Source organism: Photobacterium sp. (assembly GCF_033720175.1).
Taxonomy (GTDB): Bacteria; Pseudomonadota; Gammaproteobacteria; order Enterobacterales; family Vibrionaceae; genus Photobacterium.
Window position 1 is genome coordinate 57,052 of the sequence record NZ_JAWWDA010000017.1, and the last position, 19,432, is coordinate 76,483.

18 protein-coding genes are annotated in these 19,432 nt (G+C 47.8%); 11 read left to right on the forward strand and 7 right to left on the reverse strand.

From position 1 onward, the window contains the following. Positions 1-18 precede the first annotated feature (18 nt). From R3289_RS17150 to R3289_RS17200, 11 genes are all read left to right on the forward strand, one after another. On the forward strand, positions 19-528 hold the full coding sequence (locus R3289_RS17150) for an OmpH family outer membrane protein (protein WP_318926907.1): 510 nt from the start codon (positions 19-21) through the stop codon (positions 526-528). A 99-nt stretch (positions 529-627) separates the two neighbouring features. After that, complete coding sequence (gene lpxD, locus R3289_RS17155; protein ID WP_318926908.1) at positions 628-1,653, forward strand: UDP-3-O-(3-hydroxymyristoyl)glucosamine N-acyltransferase; 1,026 nt, start codon at positions 628-630, stop codon at positions 1,651-1,653. Between the two features lie 127 nt (positions 1,654-1,780). Then, positions 1,781-2,233: a 3-hydroxyacyl-ACP dehydratase FabZ gene (fabZ, locus tag R3289_RS17160; RefSeq protein ID WP_318926909.1), complete on the forward strand. Its 453-nt coding sequence runs from the start codon at positions 1,781-1,783 to the stop codon at positions 2,231-2,233. Next, positions 2,233-3,021 carry an acyl-ACP--UDP-N-acetylglucosamine O-acyltransferase gene (gene lpxA, locus R3289_RS17165; RefSeq protein ID WP_318926910.1) on the forward strand — a complete coding sequence of 263 codons (789 nt, stop codon included), beginning with the start codon at positions 2,233-2,235 and terminating at the stop codon, positions 3,019-3,021. The genes fabZ and lpxA overlap by 1 nt, the downstream gene beginning before the upstream one ends. Position 3,022: 1 nt before the next feature. Next, on the forward strand, positions 3,023-4,180 hold the full coding sequence (gene lpxB, locus R3289_RS17170) for a lipid-A-disaccharide synthase (RefSeq protein ID WP_318926911.1): 1,158 nt from the start codon (positions 3,023-3,025) through the stop codon (positions 4,178-4,180). A gap of 10 nt (positions 4,181-4,190) precedes the next feature. Beyond that, on the forward strand, positions 4,191-4,796 hold the full coding sequence (gene rnhB / locus R3289_RS17175; protein WP_318926912.1) for a ribonuclease HII: 606 nt from the start codon (positions 4,191-4,193) through the stop codon (positions 4,794-4,796). Positions 4,797-4,930: 134 nt separating this feature from the next. Continuing rightward, positions 4,931-8,410 carry a DNA polymerase III subunit alpha gene (gene dnaE / locus R3289_RS17180; RefSeq protein ID WP_318926934.1) on the forward strand — a complete coding sequence of 1,160 codons (3,480 nt, stop codon included), beginning with the start codon at positions 4,931-4,933 and terminating at the stop codon, positions 8,408-8,410. Between the two features lie 50 nt (positions 8,411-8,460). Then, positions 8,461-9,420, forward strand: a complete 960-nt coding sequence (gene accA, locus R3289_RS17185) for an acetyl-CoA carboxylase carboxyl transferase subunit alpha (protein ID WP_318926913.1) — start codon at positions 8,461-8,463, stop codon at positions 9,418-9,420. 189 nt (positions 9,421-9,609) lie between these two features. Continuing rightward, positions 9,610-10,917 (forward strand): tRNA lysidine(34) synthetase TilS, encoded by a 1,308-nt coding sequence (gene tilS, locus R3289_RS17190; RefSeq protein ID WP_318926935.1) that lies wholly within the window; start codon positions 9,610-9,612, stop codon positions 10,915-10,917. A gap of 66 nt (positions 10,918-10,983) precedes the next feature. Further along, on the forward strand, positions 10,984-11,295 hold the full coding sequence (locus tag R3289_RS17195) for a cytochrome c (protein WP_318926914.1): 312 nt from the start codon (positions 10,984-10,986) through the stop codon (positions 11,293-11,295). Positions 11,296-11,546: 251 nt separating this feature from the next. Then, a complete protein-coding gene (locus R3289_RS17200; RefSeq protein ID WP_318926915.1) occupies positions 11,547-12,896 on the forward strand; it encodes a sodium-dependent transporter in 1,350 nt (449 codons plus the stop codon). 90 nt (positions 12,897-12,986) lie between these two features. On the opposite strand, the gene R3289_RS17205 is transcribed toward R3289_RS17200, so the two are convergent. From R3289_RS17205 to metQ, 7 genes are all read right to left on the reverse strand, one after another. After that, positions 12,987-13,175, reverse strand: coding sequence for a DUF4250 domain-containing protein (locus R3289_RS17205; protein ID WP_318926916.1), 189 nt, complete (start codon positions 13,173-13,175; stop codon positions 12,987-12,989). A 3-nt stretch (positions 13,176-13,178) separates the two neighbouring features. Next, entirely contained in the window at positions 13,179-13,382 is a 204-nt protein-coding gene (locus tag R3289_RS17210; RefSeq protein WP_318926917.1) for a YaeP family protein, read from the reverse strand. 185 nt (positions 13,383-13,567) lie between these two features. Then, positions 13,568-14,422, reverse strand: a complete 855-nt coding sequence (locus tag R3289_RS17215; RefSeq protein ID WP_318926918.1) for a GGDEF domain-containing protein — start codon at positions 14,420-14,422, stop codon at positions 13,568-13,570. 93 nt (positions 14,423-14,515) lie between these two features. Then, positions 14,516-15,640 (reverse strand): patatin-like phospholipase family protein, encoded by a 1,125-nt coding sequence (locus R3289_RS17220; protein ID WP_318926919.1) that lies wholly within the window; start codon positions 15,638-15,640, stop codon positions 14,516-14,518. Between the two features lie 303 nt (positions 15,641-15,943). Beyond that, complete coding sequence (locus R3289_RS17225) at positions 15,944-17,659, reverse strand: proline--tRNA ligase (RefSeq protein WP_318926920.1); 1,716 nt, start codon at positions 17,657-17,659, stop codon at positions 15,944-15,946. Positions 17,660-17,751: 92 nt separating this feature from the next. Beyond that, positions 17,752-18,453: a tRNA (N6-threonylcarbamoyladenosine(37)-N6)-methyltransferase TrmO gene (gene tsaA / locus R3289_RS17230; protein WP_318926921.1), complete on the reverse strand. Its 702-nt coding sequence runs from the start codon at positions 18,451-18,453 to the stop codon at positions 17,752-17,754. Positions 18,454-18,600: 147 nt separating this feature from the next. After that, positions 18,601-19,416 carry a methionine ABC transporter substrate-binding lipoprotein MetQ gene (gene metQ / locus R3289_RS17235; protein WP_318926922.1) on the reverse strand — a complete coding sequence of 272 codons (816 nt, stop codon included), beginning with the start codon at positions 19,414-19,416 and terminating at the stop codon, positions 18,601-18,603. Between the last annotated feature and the right edge of the window lie 16 nt (positions 19,417-19,432).

A 19,432-nucleotide genomic window follows, 5' to 3' on the forward strand; every position in this document is an offset into this window, starting at 1 on the left:
TTTTTAAGGAGAAGCCTTTTGAAACAGTGGATTAAAGCGGCAAGTCTTAGCTTGGTTATTCTTTCATCATCGATGTATGCTCATGCAGCAGAAACAGCCCAGAAAGTGGGCTATGTTGCAACGGGTCAGGCGATGGCTCAGCTTGCTAAGCGCTACAATGTGTCTGAGAAACTACGTCAAGAGTTTAAAGATCGCATTGATGAGCTTCGCGGTCTGGAAGGAAGCATGAAGACGAAAGTTGAAAAAATGAAGCGTGACGGCGAACTAATGAGTGCGAGTGATCGCACTAAGATCCAGCGTGAATTAGCGTCTTTAGATTCAGATTACAAACTGAAGGCGAAAGCACTGCAGGAAGATCAGCGTCGTCGTAGCCAAGAAGAAGAGCAGAAACTGATCATGAAAATTCGCCAGGCTATTCAGACGGTAGCGAAGACAGAAGGCTACGATCTGGTCGTCGACGCGCAAGCTGTACTTTATGCAAACCCTGAAGATGACCTGTCTGAGAAGGTCATTTCTGCAGTAAAATAAACGATGTATTATCTAACGGCCGCTTTGCCTGCAGGTAGGCGGTTGTTTGGCACCACGGCCACTTTGGGTGGCCGCAGTTACAAAAGAATAAGGTAAATAATGGCTGGTATTACTCTTGCTGAATTAGCAGATAAACTGGGAGCAGAGCTGCATGGCGACGGTTCTGTTGAGATTCAATCGATTGCCGGCATGGAAACAGCAGGGGACGGACAAATCACGTTCTTGTCTGCCAGTAAGTACCGTAAACACCTACCAGAGTGTCAAGCGTCTGCAGTGATGTTGAAAGAAGCGGATTTGTCTTACTTTGAAGGCAATGCGTTGGTACTGAATGATCCTTACCTGGGTTATGCCTTGGTGGCGCAATTATTGGATACAACCCCAGCATCTGCTGTGAGCATTGCACCTTCTGCGTACGTGGCAGACGATGCAATCATCGGTGAAGGCGTTGCCATCGGTCATAATGCCGTGATTGAATCAGGCGTAAAAATCGGGGCAAACACTCAGATTGGTGCGGGTTGCTTTATCGGTAAAAATGCAAAAATCGGTGCTGACAGCAAGCTATGGGCAAACGTGACCATTTACCATGATGTGGTATTGGGTTCACAGTGTTTAGTGCAATCGAGCACTGTTATTGGTGCTGATGGTTTTGGTTATGCGAATGACAAAGGCGAGTGGGTGAAGATCCCGCAGTTGGGCTCTGTTCGTATCGGTAACCGTGTGGAAATCGGTGCGTGTACGACGATTGACCGTGGTGCGCTGGATGACACGATTATCGAAGACAATGTCATCATCGACAACCAAATACAGATCGCCCATAACGTGCAGGTCGGATATGGTTCGGCCATGGCTGGTGGTACTGTTGTCGCAGGCAGTACTAAAATTGGTAAATACTGTATTATCGGCGGTGCATCTGTACTGAACGGTCATATAGAGATCGCAGATGGCGTGACGATTACCGGTATGGGCATGGTGATGCGCAGCATTGAAGAGAAAGGTATGTTTTCTTCAGGTATCCCCTTACAGCCGAACAAAGAATGGCGTAAAACCGCTGCGCGTGTCATGAAGATTGACGAGATGAATAAACGTCTTAAATCCGTTGAAAAAAAACTGGATGAGAGCAACTAAGTAATCTTCAGTAGAGCCCGCTGAACAGGCCTGCGCATGCGTAGGCCGTTTTGCGTTTAACCTGTACGGTATTTTAAATAATTTTCCATAGGCGCAAAGCCGTCTTTTTTTGAACAGGACTTTAGTTTTGACCAGCGAAAACAAAACGCTAAATATCACAGAAATTCAAGAGCTTCTTCCACATCGTTATCCGTTCTTAATGATTGATCGAGTAACGGATTATGATGAGGGTAAGACCTTAACTGCCATTAAAAATGTTTCCGTGAATGAGCCTCAGTTTACCGGTCATTTTCCAAAAATGCCGATCTTCCCTGGTGTGATGATTCTGGAAGCAATGGCACAGGCGACGGGCCTCCTGGCATTTAAAACCTTTGGTGCGCCAACTGAAAATGAGCTGTATTACTTTGCTAGCATTGATAAGGCTAAGTTCCGTAAGCCTGTTGTGCCGGGTGATCAGCTGGTTATCGACGTTGAATTCCTGAAAGAACGTCGCGGCATTGCTATGTTTAATGGTGTCGCGAAAGTTGATGGCGAAGTGGTTTGCTCTGCTGAACTAAAATGCGCAAGGCGAGAATTCTAATGATCCACGAAACTGCACAAATTCACCCATCCGCAATTGTGGAAGATGGGGCAATTATTGGCGCTAACGTAAAAGTTGGTCCATTTAGTTATATTGGTGCTGACGTAGAAATCGGCGAAAGCACTGAGATTATGTCGCACGTTGTGGTGAAAGGCCCAACCAAGATTGGTCGCGAAAACCGTATTTTCCAGTTCGCTTCAATTGGTGAAGAGTGTCAGGATCTGAAATACGCGGGTGAACCGACGCGCCTTGAAATCGGTGACCGCAACACAATTCGTGAAAGCGTAACCATGCACCGTGGTACAACCCAGGATAATGGCATTACCCAAGTGGGCAACGATAACCTGTTCATGATTAATGCTCACGTTGCCCATGACTGTATGATTGGCGACCGCTGTATTTTTGCCAATAATGCGACGCTTGCGGGTCACGTTACGATAGGTAATCAAGCCATTATCGGCGGCATGTCAGCGATCCACCAGTTCTGCACCATCGGCTCTCACTGCATGCTGGGTGGTGGTTCTATTGTGGTTCAAGATGTCCCGCCGTATGTGATGGCGCAAGGTAACCACTGTGCCCCTTTCGGCATAAATGTCGAAGGTCTGAAGCGACGTGGTTTTGAAAAGGCAGAGATCAAAGCGATCCGCGCCGTGTACAAAGCCCTGTATCGTTCCGGTAAGACACTGGCGGAAGTCAAACCTGAAATCGAAGAAATGGCAAAAGATCATCCGTCTTTGGATCTGTTTGTCGAGTTCTTCGAAAAATCGACGCGCGGTATCATTCGCTAATATGACGAAGCCACTTCGGATAGGAATTGTCGCCGGAGAAATTTCCGGCGATATTTTAGGTGCCGGTTTTATCCGTGCCGTTAAAGCACAATACCCGGATGCTGAATTTGTGGGTGTTGCCGGTCCTCGTATGGAAGCAGAGGGCTGTGAAGCGCTGTTTGATATGGAAGAGCTGGCCGTGATGGGTATTGTGGAAGTGTTAGGTCGTCTGCCGCGCTTGTTCAAAGTGAAGGCTGAGCTGGTCAAGTACTTCTCTGATAATCCGCCCGACGTCTTTGTCGGCATTGACGCGCCTGATTTCAATCTGCGTTTAGAGCTGGATTTGAAACGCCAGGGGATTAAAACCGTTCATTATGTCAGTCCATCGGTATGGGCCTGGCGTCAGAAGCGTATTTTCAAAATTGAAGCCGCGACCAATTTGGTTCTGGCTTTTTTGCCTTTCGAAAAAGCGTTTTACGATAAATTCAACGTGCCGTGCGAATTTGTTGGCCACACGATGGCCGATGCGATCCCTTTGCAGACCGATCAACGGGCAGCCCGCGAGTTACTCAACCTTACTGACAGTCGTTATAGCGCGACGAAACGATGGTTAGCCGTGTTGCCAGGCAGTCGTGGCGGGGAGATGGCGATGCTTGCGGCCCCTTTCATTGAAACCTGTAAGCTGCTTAAGCACAAGCATCCGGATCTTGGTTTTGTGGTGGCGTTAGTGAACCCAAAGCGTCGGGAGCAATTTGAACAAGCCTGGCAGGAAACCGCCCCCGAGCTGGATTTTGTGCTGGTAGATGATACCGCCCGTAATGTCATGATCGCCTCTGATGCGGTATTGCTGGCATCGGGTACCGTCGCGCTGGAATGCATGCTGGTGAAACGTCCGATGGTGGTGGGCTATAAAGTGAAGGCGCTGACAGCCTGGCTAATGCGTCGGATGCTGAAAACCAAGTATGTCTCTCTGCCAAATATTTTGGCAGATCGGCAACTGGTCCCTGAGTTACTGCAAGAAGACTGCGTTCCCGAGAAGTTGTTTGAACGCGTCGACCATTATTTATCGGCGGATAATACCGCTCTGATGGCCGAATTTTCTCGCATGCATCAATGGATAAAATGTGACGCTGATAAGCAAGCCGCCCAGGCGGTATTGTCGTTGATTGATAAAGCTTGAGCTAAGAGTAATGACGAAAGATTTTGAACCGTTTGAATACCCGCAAGCCCAACTGATTGCCGGGGTTGATGAAGTCGGCCGCGGGCCGCTAGTCGGCGCGGTCGTAACCGCTGCGGTGATCCTGGATCCGAGCAATCCGATTGATGGCTTAACCGATTCTAAGAAGCTGAGTGAGAAAAAACGTAATCTGCTGTTTGATGAGATCAAAGAGAAAGCATTAGCTTGGTCACTCGGTCGCTGTGAACCGGAAGAAATTGACCAGCTCAACATTTTGCAGGCGACGATGGTGGCGATGCAACGCGCCGTTGCGGATCTGCCGGTACAACCTGACTATGTGTTAGTTGACGGTAACAAAATTCCACCGTTGCCGATGGCGGCTCAGGCGGTGGTTAAAGGTGATTTACGGGTGGCTGAAATCAGTGCGGCATCAATTATCGCCAAAGTAACACGTGATCGCGAAATGGAAGCGCTTGACGCTTTGCACCCTGAGTATGGTTTTGCCAAGCACAAGGGCTACCCGACCAAAGCGCACTTTGAAGCCTTAGAGCAATATGGGGTTATTGAGCAACACCGTAAGAGCTTTAAGCCAGTTAAACGCATTCTGGGTATCGACTGATTTCCTCGTTGAGTGCATCTATGCTGCTGGCTTAATGGTCGTTCGTTTTATCATTAAGCCACTCTCGGTGATGATTGCAGTCCTTTAGGCTATAATCATTGCTTCAAATTAAGAACGTATCAAATCTGGTTGTCATGGCTGAACCTCGCTTTATTCATCTTCGTATTCACAGTGACTTTTCTATGGTTGATGGTCTGTCAAAAGTACCGCCATTAGTCAAAAAAGTTGCCGAACTGGGTATGCCTGCAATGGCATTAACCGACTTCACTAACTTGTGCGGTTTGGTGAAATTCTACTTTGCAGCACATGGTGCCGGAATGAAGCCCATCATTGGTGCTGATTTTAAAGTTCAGTCTGAAGAGCTGGAAAATGATCTCTGTGATCTGACAATATTGGCTGCCGATAATGACGGTTATCAGAACCTGACAATGCTGATATCGAAAGCGTATCTGCGCGGTCATGTTCAGCACTTGCCTGTCATCGATAAAGAATGGCTGGCTGAGCATAAAAAGGGATTGATCCTGCTGTCGGGCGGCAAGAGTGGTGATGTCGGTAAGGCGCTGCTGAAAGGAAACCAAACCGTCGTTAACCGCTGCGTCGAGTTTTATCAGACCCACTTTCCTGACTGTTATTACCTCGAGCTGGTGCGAACGGGACGCGCCGATGAGGATGCTTACCTGCACTTTGCGGTTGAGCTGGCCGAACAAGCCGAACTGCCAGTAGTGGCAACCAATGATGTGAGGTTTATTTCTCCTGAGCAGTTTGATGCCCATGAAATTCGGGTCGCGATCCATGACGGTTATACCATGGTGGATCCGAACCGGCCTAAACTGTATAGCGAACAACAGTATTTACGTACCGAAGAAGAAATGTGCGAGCTGTTTGCCGACATTCCTGAAGCGCTGGAAAATAGCGTTGAAATCGCTAAGCGCTGTAATGTCACGGTACGTCTGGGTGAATATTTCCTGCCTAACTTCCCTACTGGTGATTTGAGTACAGAAGATTTCTTAGTCGTAAAATCCCGGGAAGGTTTAGAGCAACGCTTAGCATTTCTCTTTCCTGATGATGCGGTACGTACTGAGCGCCGCCCTGAATACGACGAGCGCCTAGAGATAGAACTCGAAGTGATCAATCAGATGGGGTTCCCCGGTTATTTCCTGATCGTAATGGAGTTTATGCAGTGGTCAAGAGATAACGACGTACCGGTAGGTCCGGGCCGTGGTTCCGGTGCCGGCTCATTGGTGGCTTATGCGTTGGGTATCACCGATCTTGATCCGCTGGAATTTGACTTACTGTTCGAACGTTTCTTGAACCCGGAACGTGTTTCCATGCCCGATTTCGATATCGATTTCTGTATGGATAAACGTGATTTGGTTATTGATCACGTCGCTGAAATTTATGGCCGCGATGCGGTTTCGCAGATCATCACTTTCGGTACCATGGCGGCCAAAGCGGTGATCCGTGATGTGGGACGCGTGCTTGGTCACCCGTATGGCTTCGTCGACCGCATTTCAAAACTGATCCCTGCTGAACCCGGTATGACGCTGGCAAAGGCTTTTGATGCCGAACCGCAACTGGGTGAAGCGTATAATGCCGATGAAGAAGTTAAAGCTCTGATTGATATGTGTCGCATTCTTGAAGGTGTGACACGTAATGCCGGTAAACACGCGGGTGGTGTTGTTATTTCACCCACCACGATCACCGATTTTTCCCCGCTGTATTGCGATGCAGAAGGGGCAAACCCGGTTACCCAGTTTGATAAGAATGACGTTGAAACCGCAGGCTTGGTTAAGTTCGACTTCCTGGGGCTGCGAACTTTAACTATCATTGACTGGGCACTTGGCCTGATCAACCCTCGCCTTGAAGCTGAAGGCAAAGAGCCGGTTAATATTGCGGCTATTCCAATGGCGGATGCAAAATCGTTCGCCATGCTGCAGCGCTCAGAATCTACCGCGGTGTTCCAGTTGGAATCCCGAGGCATGAAAGATCTGATCAAACGTCTTCAGCCGGACTGCTTTGAAGATATGATCGCACTGGTTGCCTTGTTCCGACCTGGACCATTGCAATCGGGGATGGTAGATAACTTTATCGACCGTAAGCATGGCCGTGAGGCTGTCTCTTACCCTGATGAAAAATGGCAGCATGAATCACTGAAAGAGATCCTTGAGCCTACTTACGGCATCATCCTGTATCAGGAACAGGTCATGCAGATAGCTCAGGTTCTAGCGGGCTATACGCTCGGTGGCGCCGATATGCTTCGCCGTGCGATGGGTAAGAAAAAACCGGAAGAGATGGCTAAGCAGCGAGCTATTTTTGAAGAAGGCGCTATTAAAAACGGGGTTGATGGCGAGCTCTCGATGAAGATCTTCGATCTGGTTGAAAAGTTTGCTGGTTATGGTTTTAACAAGTCCCACTCCGCGGCCTATGCATTGGTTTCTTACCAGACGTTATATCTGAAAGCGCACTATCCTGCAGAGTTCATGGCGGCGGTAATGACGGCCGATATGGATAATACCGATAAAATTATTGGCTTGGTGGATGAATGCCATCGGATGAAACTGAAGCTGCTACCGCCTGATGTCAATAAAGGCCTGTATCGCTTTAATGTCGATGATCAGGGTGCCATAGTTTATGGTATTGGTGCAGTAAAAGGCGTCGGTGAAGGACCGATTGAAAATATCATTGAAGCACGTAAAAAAGATGGTCACTTCAAAGATCTGTTCGATTTCTGCGCCCGAATCGACACCAAGAAGGTTAATAAGCGAGTACTGGAAAAGCTGATAAAATCCGGTGCGATGGATCGTTTAGGCCCTAACCGTGCCACAATGATGGCAACGCTGAACGATGCGATTAAAGCTGCAGGCCAGCACCATCAGGCGGAAGCATTTGGTCAGGCTGATATGTTCGGTGTACTGACTGCTGCACCGGAAGAAGTGGAGCAGGCCTATGCCAACATTCCTGAATGGCCAGATAAAGTCTGGTTGGAAGGGGAGCGGGAAACCTTAGGGCTGTATTTAACCGGCCACCCGGTTAATGCCTATATCCCTGAACTGAAGCATTATACAACCTGGCGTTTGAAAGATGCCCACCCAACCAGCCGTGATAAAGTGGCGTCTGTGGCGGGGTTGGTGATTGCGGCGCGAGTGATGACCACCAAGCGCGGTACCCGTATTGGTCTGATGACGCTAGATGACCGTTCGGGCCGGATGGAAGTAATGCTTTTCTCTGATGCGTTAGAACGCTATCTTGATTTGCTGGAAAAAGATAAAATATTAGTGGTTTCTGGACAGGTCAGCTTTGATGATTTCAATGGTGGCCTTAAAATGTCAGCCAGAGAAGTACTGGATATCTCAGAAGCCAGAGAAAAGCACCTGAGAAGTCTTGCTATCTCAGTGACTGAGAAGCAAGTTGATGAACAATTTTTTGCGCGCTTCAGCCAAGTGCTGGAGCCTCACCGGGCAGGTACAGTACCTGTCAATGTGTATTATCAGCGCTCGAATGCACGTGCCAAACTCACTTTAGGGACAGAATGGCGTATTACGCCAACAGATCAGTTAATTTTTGATCTCAAAGCCTTACTGGGTGAGAAGCAAGTCGAGCTTGAATTTAATTAATTTAGCCTATGTTTGTACAGATAATCATGGGCAAAAGGATTTAAAGTGGTATGAGCCTGAACTTCCTCGAATTTGAACAACCGATTGCAGAATTAGAAGCAAAAATTGAAGCCTTACGTGATGTGTCACGTCGTGATGAATCGGCATCGGTTGATTTAGATAAAGAAATTGGACTGCTGGAAAAGAAAAGCCTGGAGCTCACGAAAAAGATCTTTGGTGATTTAGGTGCATGGCAGGTGGCTCAACTAGCCCGTCATCCGCAGCGTCCATATGTTTTTGATTACATTGAGCACATCTTTACTGAGTTTGATGAACTGGCTGGTGATCGTGCTTTTGCCGATGATAAAGCACTGGTTGGCGGGATTGCACGTCTTGATGGTCGCCCTGTAATGGTGATTGGTCATCAGAAAGGCCGCGACACCAAAGAGAAGGTATTCCGAAATTTTGGTATGCCAAAACCGGAAGGTTACCGTAAAGCACTGCGCCTGATGAAAATGGCAGAGCGTTTTAAAATGCCAATCATCACTTTCATCGATACTGCAGGTGCTTATCCTGGTGTCGGTGCAGAAGAGCGTGGTCAGTCAGAAGCGATCGCAACCAACCTTAAGTATATGGCTGGCTTAACCGTTCCCGTGATCTGTAATGTGGTCGGTGAAGGTGGCTCTGGTGGCGCCTTGGCAATTGGGGTGGGTGACTGCGTCAATATGCTGCAATACTCTACCTATTCAGTGATTTCGCCAGAAGGCTGTGCGTCTATCTTATGGCGCGATTCAGATAAAGCCCCTCAGGCTGCTGAAGCTATGGGGCTGACGGCCCAGCGTCTGAAGGAGCTTGAGCTTATTGATTCGATAATTGAAGAGCCACTAGGCGGTGCACACCGTAATTTAGTGGCAATGTCGGCGTCACTGAAAGCTCAGCTGTTGGCTAATCTGGCTGAACTTGAAGCGTTTGATACGGATGAGCTGCTAGAGCGCCGTTATCAGCGTCTGATGAGCTACGGTTACTGCTAGATGTAGCGGCGAGCTAAACCGCGACATTGATGTCAGAATAGAACGCTAAAGCGGGTCAACTTAGGTTGGCCCGCTTTTTTATTGGGTTTTGTCAGGCGCGGTTGATTGGTATTATTGAAACACATTCCATTGATCAGATAATTAATGGATTTGGTATGGCTCATTCCTAACAAGGCGAACTCATTTACCATGCTTTATTCTCAGCTGTCGGCATGCCTGCAAGCACATGCCCCTCGCTCCAAACGCTTTATTCTCGCGTTAAGCGGCGGGTTGGATTCTCGGGTGCTGTTGCATTTAATGGGGCGTTTCATCAGGCAGTATCCGCACTATCAATGCCTGGCTGTGCATGTTCATCATGGTTTAAGTGCCAATGCCGATACATGGTCGCAGCGCTGCCAGCAATGGGCACAGGAAGAAGGTATCGAGTGCCAGATAGAATCTGTCACCCTGACGCTGGGAAATCGGATAAGCGTCGAGCAGCAGGCCAGGGAGCAGCGTTATCTGGCACTAGCTAGGCATGTGCAGCCTCACGATGCTTTACTAACGGCCCAGCATGCTGATGATCAGCTTGAAACCTTTCTGCTGGCATTGAAGCGCGGCAGTGGTCCGGCGGGACTGGCTTCCATGCCTGTTCATACCGTATTTGCCGCCGGTTGTCACCTGCGTCCGTTACTGCACGCCAGTCGCCAGGAGATCCTGAGCTATGGCACAGAACACCAGCTGAGCTGGGTCGAAGATGAGAGTAATCAGGATCAGCGTTATGATCGTAATTTTCTCCGTCATCAAATCACGCCCCGCTTACTGGAACGCTGGCCTGGCATGCGCAAAGCCGTAGTGCGCAGTGCAGCGCTATGCGGTGAACAAGAATCGCTTTTGCGTGAATTACTTGCCACCCAGTTGGCGGGTGCACTACATTCAGATCATAGTTTAATTATTGGCGCGTTAGGAACCGAACGTATGGGTAAGCAACTTATTCGCCAGTGGTTAAGTGGTTTTGATGTCAGTATGCCCTCTCAGGCTCAGCTAGAACAGATTTGGCACTCTGTTGTACGGGCGCAAGATGATGCCAATCCGCAACTTTGCTGGCACAACCATCAGCTCCGCCGTTATAAGCAGCGGCTGTATATTGTCGATCAGTGGCCTGATATCAGTGACTGGTCTCAGGTATGCGACATTGACCAGGTTTATCCGTTACCGCAAGGGCTCGGTACCATCTCTCTGCGTCATTCTGCTCAGGGTATATTGCGTCTGCCACAGGATGGCGAGGTAGTATCGGTGCGATTTGAGCCGGAAGGGCTTGAGGTGAAACCACAAGGGCGAGTGGGTAAGCGTAAATTGAAAAAACTGTTTCAGGAATATGGTATCCCGAGCTGGAATCGGCGACGTACTCCATTGATCTTTTACGGTGAGCACTTAGCGGCCGTGGCTGGATTATTTAGTGTTGAAGGGTTTGCCGGTCAGGATTGTGAGCTGGATTGGCAGTATGGTACATCTTAAGTGCATTATGTATATAAAAGGTGCACAATTCGTTATGAAGATTATAACAATATTAAAGAGGACGATATGAAGAAAGTTCTTGCGTTTGCAATGTTAGCCGCAGTGATCTCATCCCCTGCCATGGCCGCTGGCGATCCTGTCGCAGGGAAAGCCAAAGCCGCGATTTGTGCCGCCTGCCATGGTGTCGACGGTATCGCCATGATCCCCGGTTACCCTAATTTGAAAGGCCAGAACGAACAGTATCTGGTGAGTGCATTAAAAGCGTATAAAAATAAACAGCGCAATGGCGGAATGTCGATGGTGATGCAGCCACAGGCATCGATGTTAAGTGATGATGATATCGCCAATGTCGCGGCGTATTTCTCGCAGCTAAAATAGTCATGACTGACTTCTTTACTCTCGAACCAACAATGCCGAGCTGAATCGCTGTCACTGATAAATTGAGCCGTCATCTGCATTATATGCAGTTGGCGGCTTTTTTTGCATCGATCATGTCGGGTAGTGCGATATTTACAGCTGTCTGATTACTATTTGTCCAGTTGGTTTTCCTGCTATTGCTTATGATGACGGCAGGTATTATTGTACTAGCACGCTGATACGATGATTTTGTAAAGACATGAGTGCGGATAATGGCTGGAAATAGAGAACATTTTGGTTCAAGAGTAGGATTTGTGCTGGCGGCAGCCGGAGCAGCTGTCGGGTTAGGGAACATTTGGGGCTTTCCGACTCAGGCTGCCAGTAATGGTGGTGGTGCGTTTGTACTGGTGTATCTTTTTATGATCCTGGTGGTCGCTTTTCCGATGCTGGTCGCTGAAATGGCGATTGGCCGTCATGGTCAGGCCAATCCTATCGATAGTATGCGTAGCCTGTCTGATAATCCGCTGGCGAAAAAAGCCGGGGCAATGGTTGGCTGCATTGGCTTGGTTGTACCATGTTTAGTTCTGGCTTTTTACAGTATTGTCGCCGGCTGGTTGATCACCTTTATGTTTGCAGCTGTAACCGATATTTTAGGTTTTGAATCAGCCTCCGCATGGCTGAAAGAGTTTTCTGTTTTACGAAATCTCTTCGGTGCAATCATTTTTTATATACTGACTATTTTGATTGTCCAAAGCGGAGTTAAGCAAGGCATTGAAAAATGGTCAACACGCCTAATGCCGGCGCTGTTTGCGCTGTTTGGTTTAATGTTCCTTTACATCATGACCCAAGATGGCGCAATGGAGGGGTTGAAGCATTTTATTATTCCTGACTTTAGCAAAATCTTCGATCGCCGATTATTGCTTGCTGCAATGGGACAAGGCTTCTTCTCGCTGACCATAGGTGGCTGTTCAATGCTGATCTATGGCTCATACCTGAGTAAGAAAGAGAACCTGCCTAAAATGGCACTGAGCGTCACATTAGTTGATACCGCCGTTGCGATTATTGCCGGTATGGTGGTAATGCCGGCCATGTTTGTTGCGATGCAAAAAGGCGTGGCTATTTATGCCGAGGATGGCTCACTACTGAGTTCAGATACTCTGGTGTTTACGGTACTTCCGATGCTGTTTGATAGCTTGGGCTTTGTCGGTGAGCTGCTGGCACTCGTGTTCTTTGTGTTGATGACGATAGCAGCGCTGACTTCGTCCATTTCGATGTTGGAATGTCCGGTATCGCTGGTGAGTGAACGCTTTAATACCCGTCGAAAACCAACCAGCTGGGTACTAGGGGCAGTCATTGCGATTTTCAGTGTTGTGATTATCTTTAATTTCGGTGAGATGTTTGGTTTAGTGGCAACAATCGCCACACAGTATTTCCAGCCAGTAGCGGCATTGCTGTTCACTCTGTTTGCCGGTTGGGTGTGGTCTCGCAATAGTAAGCTCAAAGAGCTGAGTGCGGGATGCCCGGATCTTGAAAACAGTTTGTTCTGGAAGATTTGGCCGCTATACCTGAAAGTGGTTTGTCCTGTCTTCGTTGCAACAGTGCTATGGGCTTCATTTTCTTAATGGATTGATCCCTTCACGGGTAAATAAAAGAGATAAGAAAACGGAAGCCATTGGCTTCCGTTTTTTGTCTGTGTCGTGAAAGTTATCGGCTTATCGAAACTGCTTCGCTTGTGGTAAATAATCAAAACCTGCAGCCGCAAGGCGAGTGACGAGTGTCTCTTTATCAATTTCAAAGTAGCTAATCAAGCTGTCTAAATCACCAAATTCATCGCGAATTTTCATGTTCACAATGCTCATCAGCATAATGGGATCCATAGTTTGGTAGTTAGCTAAACTCATGACTCAATCCTCGTGATCACTCATTAATAAGTTAGCGGCCGCAAAGGCGGCGCGTTCACGAATATCTTTAGGTAACTCTTCATTACCGGCAATAAAATCTAACGTTTTAATCGCACAATGAATGGCATTCGGAATGTAGCCCAGTTCACCACCACCGATTTGCGCATAGATTTTACGGGTAAATTCACAGCATTCATGAACTTTCATGGTCTTTCCTTAAATCAATTAGTCTTCTAATTGGCTTTCGCTGAATAAGGGGAAAAGCGAATTGGAAGTCTTCTCAAAGCTGGGTTTATTTTCGCCGGGTTTATTAAAGAGAAGTTTATCAAGCTAACTATACATGGGGGAGTAAAAAATGAATATGGTTCAGGGTAAGGTTATTGGTAGGCCGTTTATTTATTGCGCTTTTGCTGATAGAGCTGGCGGTCGGCGCGATCAATCATGGAGGAGGTCGTATCACCTTTATTGTACTGGGCATAACCAAAAGAGGAACCGATTTTAAGGGTGCGCAGAGTTGCATCTTCAACGGTTAACTGCTGCACGCGCCTTGTGACTTTCTGTGCTGATTCCGCCGTTGCAGGCTGAAGGATAATAATAAATTCATCTCCGCCTATTCGGTAGCAACGGTCTGAAGCACGGACAGATTGCTTTAACACCGTAGCAAAGTGGCGGATCACCTTATCACCATCTAAATGACCAAAGCGATCATTGATTTGTTTGAAGTTATCCAGATCGAAGAGCAATAGAACCAGGCCGACATTTCTGCGCTCACTCATTGCGATGGCATGCTGTATGTCTTGCTCAAAGCTGGTACGGTTGCCAAGGCCGGATAAGTAGTCACGCATAGCCATATTTTTGACTTGGCGATATTCGAGCGCATTGGCGAGCGGACCGGCAAAAAGGCGGTGATAGGTATGGAGGAGGTTAATTTCGTCTTTGTCTAACTTGTAAGGGGTGCTGTATTGCAGTTTTCCGAGTTCATTGTCGCCAAAGCGAAGGACAAACGTTTGACGGAATTCGGTTGATTTTCCTCTGCGTATCAGGGTACAGGTATCATCAAGATCCCAAATCAGACGGCTGATATCGATCTGTTTTTCAATTTCACGGGTGAAAATCTCGAACAATAAGCCAAGCTCTAATTTTCCTTGTAGTTTTTGCAGCATTAGCAAGCGCTGATCGGCCCCAAGTGGCTTAGCCCTTGGTTTTCGCTCGTCTGCAAAAATTTTCTCCCAGAGAATCGGATCCATAACTGCGTCATAAAAATGCTAAGAGCTTAACTATAGGCAATTATTACGCCAAATCAACATTTAGATCTTTGTTTTATCAAGAATTCGTGGATTTTATTTAAGAAAATTGCGGAGGAGCGTCTCTTGTTCTAAAGCATCCTGATACCCCATATCGATCAGAGCATGAATATAGTCAGGTTCAAACAAGATATAACTGGTGATAGCGGCATCATCTCTGGGGCTGATCCCGGCCAATCGCATCAAAGCGCGGGGCATTGGTGGCATATGGCAATAGTATTTTTGCGCCAACGGTCCGAATGACTGGCTCGGTGACAAGTGAATATAGTCGACATTTTTTAGCTGTAAGCGTTGTTTCTCATGTTCCGGTAGGGCTTGAATTAACGTATTAGTACGAGACAAGTGCTCCAAGTCCGCCGTCATGGTATCGCTGAAAATGGTATCCATCAGGTGACCGCCCAGCGTTGCCAAACCAGGAGCTTTGGTATGATCCCTTTCACTGACCTTCTGGTTAATCAAATCAATAATAAGAATTTTGTCTGCGCCCATTTTTAATGACGGACGAAGAGGGGCGAGTTGGTGAATCGATCCGTCACCATAATAGGTCTGGCCAATACGGGTTGCTGGAAAAATAAGAGGGATCGCAGAAGAAGCCAGCAGATGTTCGGTGGTAATTAAGGCTCGCCGGCCTTTGGATTTAGCTCTATCCCATTCAGTCAGTTCATTTTGTCCCTGGAAAAAACTGACTGAGACTCCGCTTTTATAGCTCGATGCAGTGACTGATATTCCATGAAGGTTGCCGGCCAGAATTTGTTTTTCTAACCGTTCATAGTTATTGACCTGGTTTAGCAGCTGACGCAAAGGGCGGCTATTTAGCAGGCCAAAAGGCGGGCGTTCATGATAGCCGGCTTGTAATCGTGCAAACCATTGTTTAGCCAAGTAGCTTGTCATGCCATAAGGGCTGGCACTGAACACCTTTCTGCTATGTAATTGCGACCAGGTCGACTCCAGCTTTTTGACACCGAGGTGAAAGCAAGAGGCATAGCAGGCAATTGAAATCGCATTGATCGCGCCCGCTGACGTTCCACAATAGATGGAGAACGGGCTGTGGTGTACTCTGGGGTACCACTTAGCAATCGCCTTTAGTACTCCAACCTGGTAGGCCGCTCGTGCGCCACCACCTGTTAGTAATAAGCTGATTTTAGGCTTATCCTTTGCCATACAATCCGCCCTCTTGTCATGCTGCTACTTCATATAATAAACAGTGTTGGGAATGCTCATATACGCTTCTCGAATCCGCACTCAGTCGTTATGCAGGTCAAGGCGATTGTTATAATATTAATGTTTATTTACTATATAACTAAACGTAGTGGGTTGAATAACAAAATCTTTCTCTTCGTGCCGGCTCAGAAGATCTTTTTAGTCTTTACCGCTGTTGTGTTGAAAGCTAAACCGGCCCTAGTTAGCGGAAAATAAAAAGCCTCCGCGAGCGGGAGGCTTTAAAGTTTGAGGCGGTGCTGCGGGTTAATCTAGCTTTTGCTTAATCAGCTCGACGGCTTCAGCAACCGGGACGCCGACTTTGCTGCCATCGCGACGGTTTTTGTATTCGACTTCGCCATTTTCAAGGCTGCGGTTACCGATAACGATGGTGTGCGGAATACCGATTAGCTCCATGTCTTTAAACATGACGCCCGGGCGTTCTTTACGGTCATCAAACAAGACTTCGATGCCTGCTGCGGTAAGTTCAGCGTACAGTTTTTCTGCCGCCTCTTTCACTTCTTCAGACTTCGCCATGTTCATCGGAACGATAGCTACCTGGAACGGGGCAATAGCGGCTGGCCAGATAATACCGCTGTCATCGTTATTCTGCTCGATGGCTGCAGCCACAACACGGGTACAGCCAATACCGTAACAACCCATTTCCATGATGGTATTTTTACCATCCGGACCAAGCACGGCTGCGTTCATTGCAGTTGAATAGTTATTACCTAGCTGGAAGATATGACCCACTTCGATACCGCGTTTAAGCTGCAGGGTACCTTGACCACAAGGGCTTGGGTCGCCTTCAACAACGTTACGTAGATCTTCTACTTGACCCAGCTCAACATCACGACCCCAGTTAATACCGAAGTAGTGTTTATCGTCGATATTTGCACCTGCCCCAAAGTCACTCATGACGGCAACGGTACGATCAACGATGAATGGCAGTTTAAGACCAACAGGACCTAATGACCCCGGGCCTGCACCGATCAATGCACGGATTTCTTCTTCCGTTGCCATTTCTAGCGGAGATGCCACTTCTTTCAAGTTCTCTGCTTTGATTTCATTCAGCTCATGATCACCACGGATGATCAGCGCGATGATATCGGCATCGACTTCATCAGAGGCTTTAACAAACAGGGTTTTCACTGTCTTGTCGATAGCAATACCGTGCTGCTCTACAAGCTCTGCAATCGTTTTAGCATTTGGAGTATCAACCAGCGTCATTTCAGCCGTCGGTGCCGTACGCTCTGTTACGGGGGCAACGGCTTCTGCTTTTTCGATATTCGCGGCGTAGTCAGATTCAGTAGAGAAGGCAATTAAGTCTTCGCCGCTCTCGGCCAGTACGTGGAACTCGTGAGAGCCAGAACCACCGATAGAGCCGGTATCTGCCAGTACCGGACGGAAATCTAAGCCCATACGACTAAAGACGTTGCAGTACGCCTGGTGCATGATCTCGTAGGTTTCTATCAGGCTTTCTTTGTCCAGATGGAACGAATACGCATCTTTCATGATGAATTCACGAGAGCGCATGACCCCGAAACGCGGACGAACCTCATCACGGAATTTGGTCTGGATTTGGTACAGGTTCAAAGGAAGCTGTTTATAAGATTTCACTTCGTTGCGAACCATATCCGTGATCACTTCTTCGTGAGTCGGACCTAATACAAACGGACGGCCATGGCGGTCAGCGATACGAAGCAGCTCGGGACCAAATTTGTCCCAGCGACCAGTCTCCTGCCATAGATCAGAAGGCTGAACGACGGGCATAATCATTTCGACTGCACCGGCATTGTTCATTTCTTCGCGAACAATGTTTTCGACCTTACGCAGAACACGCAGACCTGTAGGTAGCCAGGTATAAAGACCTGAAGCCAGCTTACGGATCATACCTGCACGTAGCATTAGCTGGTGGCTAATAACTTCTGCGTCGTTTGGAGTCTCCTTCAGCGTGGAAAGAAGATATTTACTGGTACGCATTGATGGTATCCGTTGGTTGATGAATTTTAAGTGAAGGGCGATATATTAACAGCCTAAGGGCTTTTCGCCAAAGAGATCAATCGCTCGCGGGATTAATCACCAATAGATTCTAGCTTAGTCACCGTGACCTGTTCATCATTGACGGTAAATCTGACATTGAAGTTAAACAAGTGCACCGCATATTCCTTGCTGTCAGCTTTGTTTTTCTTATAAGCAGGGCGGGGATCTTGCGCCAATACCTCGGCAATCACGTTCTGCTGATAGCGACCATGCTTACCCTGCAGGTTCTTTATTGCAGCATCAGTGAAGATCACGCTCAGGGTCTCTGGCTGTTCTGAGGCAAAACCTCCCCGAGCATCAGGCAGGCTGTCGGAATATGGCACGTAGGGCTTGATATCAACAATCGGGGTGCCATCGACTAAGTCAACACCGCCGAGTTCGATGATCACATGGCCCTCTTGCTGGCGAATGCCTTTTAACTCAACCGCCGACATACCAATACCATTTGGGCGGAAAGTCGCACGACTGGCAAATACACCAATACGCTCGTTCCCCCCTAAGCGGGGAGGGCGAACGGTGGGCCGCCAACCGGCTTGCAGGTTCTGATCAAACAAAAATAGCAGCCACAAATGACTGAATTGTTCGATCCCCCTGACAGCTTCGAGAGCATTGGCTTCACCTTGCAGCACTATTTCAGAACGGGCACTGGGAACTAATCCCGGCTGGCGCGGTACGGCAAATTTTTCTTTGTAGGGTGAGCGAATAATGCCAATCGGCTCAATGTTGTATGACATAACGGTTTGGTCTTGTAATTAATGACAAGGAGTTGAGTGAACAAAACATACCATAAAAGTTCCGATGCGGCTTATGTGATAGAGCCGCATATAAAAAAGCCCCGGACGAATGTCCAGGACTTAGAGGGGATAAAGCTTGATTAAAGGTTACCAGCCTTTAACAACGCCGCCCTGGAAGATCTCTTGTGCCGCGGCGTAAACGGCTTCTGACTGATATGCCTTAACGAATGTTTTTACATTCTCTGCATTAACATTGTCTTCGCGGGCCACAATCAGGTTCACATATGGTGACTCTTTGTCTTCAACGAAGACACCGTCACGCTCAGGCGTTAAGTTGATGCTGCTGGCGTACGTTGTATTGATAATTGCTAGCTGTACATCTTCAAGAGAGCGCGGTAGCTGGGCGGCTTCCAGCTCAACAATATTGAGGTTCTTAGGGCTGCTTACGATATCTAATACTGTTGCTGTTAGGCCTGCACCTTCTTTTAGCTGAAGCAGACCTTGTTGCTGAAGTAGCAGCAGCGAGCGGCCAAGGTTGGTCGGATCATTCGGTACCGCAACCTGATCGCCATCTTTTAGCTCATCAATAGATTTGATTGTGTTTGAGTAGGCTGCGATCGGATACACAAAGGTGTTGCCCGCTACGGCAAACTTGTAACCACGGTCAGTAATTTGTTGATCAAGGTATGGCTTGTGCTGGAAGGCATTGATATCAATAGATCCTTCTTCAAGTGCCGCGTTAGGTGAAACGTAGTCAGAAAAAATGATCAGCTCAACATCCAGACCATACTTATCTTTTGCTTCTTTTGCTGCCACTTCGGCAACCTGTGCTTCGGCCCCTGTTATGACCCCGACTTTGATTTTATTTACATCAACAACGGCTTCTTTTTCGCCGCAACCGGTTAGAACCAAGGCCGATGCGAGACCTGCGGCAGCAAAAAGGTTCTTTAAATTAAATGTCATATTACTTCTCCTTAGA

Excerpts from the sequence above, each read along its gene's own strand:
- lpxD (WP_318926908.1), top strand. The coding sequence starts at position 628 with ATGGCTGGTATTACTCTTGCTGAATTAGCAGATAAACTGGGAGCAGAG.
- lpxA (WP_318926910.1), top strand. The coding sequence starts at position 2,233 with ATGATCCACGAAACTGCACAAATTCACCCATCCGCAATTGTGGAAGAT.
- lpxB (WP_318926911.1), top strand. The coding sequence starts at position 3,023 with ATGACGAAGCCACTTCGGATAGGAATTGTCGCCGGAGAAATTTCCGGC.
- rnhB (WP_318926912.1), top strand. The coding sequence starts at position 4,191 with ATGACGAAAGATTTTGAACCGTTTGAATACCCGCAAGCCCAACTGATT.
- dnaE (WP_318926934.1), top strand. The coding sequence starts at position 4,931 with ATGGCTGAACCTCGCTTTATTCATCTTCGTATTCACAGTGACTTTTCT.
- accA (WP_318926913.1), top strand. The coding sequence starts at position 8,461 with ATGAGCCTGAACTTCCTCGAATTTGAACAACCGATTGCAGAATTAGAA.
- tilS (WP_318926935.1), top strand. The coding sequence starts at position 9,610 with ATGCTTTATTCTCAGCTGTCGGCATGCCTGCAAGCACATGCCCCTCGC.
- R3289_RS17195 (WP_318926914.1), top strand. The coding sequence starts at position 10,984 with ATGAAGAAAGTTCTTGCGTTTGCAATGTTAGCCGCAGTGATCTCATCC.
- R3289_RS17200 (WP_318926915.1), top strand. The coding sequence starts at position 11,547 with ATGGCTGGAAATAGAGAACATTTTGGTTCAAGAGTAGGATTTGTGCTG.
- R3289_RS17205 (WP_318926916.1), bottom strand. The coding sequence starts at position 13,175 with ATGAGTTTAGCTAACTACCAAACTATGGATCCCATTATGCTGATGAGC.
- R3289_RS17210 (WP_318926917.1), bottom strand. The coding sequence starts at position 13,382 with ATGAAAGTTCATGAATGCTGTGAATTTACCCGTAAAATCTATGCGCAA.
- R3289_RS17215 (WP_318926918.1), bottom strand. The coding sequence starts at position 14,422 with ATGGATCCGATTCTCTGGGAGAAAATTTTTGCAGACGAGCGAAAACCA.
- R3289_RS17220 (WP_318926919.1), bottom strand. The coding sequence starts at position 15,640 with ATGGCAAAGGATAAGCCTAAAATCAGCTTATTACTAACAGGTGGTGGC.
- R3289_RS17225 (WP_318926920.1), bottom strand. The coding sequence starts at position 17,659 with ATGCGTACCAGTAAATATCTTCTTTCCACGCTGAAGGAGACTCCAAAC.
- tsaA (WP_318926921.1), bottom strand. The coding sequence starts at position 18,453 with ATGTCATACAACATTGAGCCGATTGGCATTATTCGCTCACCCTACAAA.
- metQ (WP_318926922.1), bottom strand. The coding sequence starts at position 19,416 with ATGACATTTAATTTAAAGAACCTTTTTGCTGCCGCAGGTCTCGCATCG.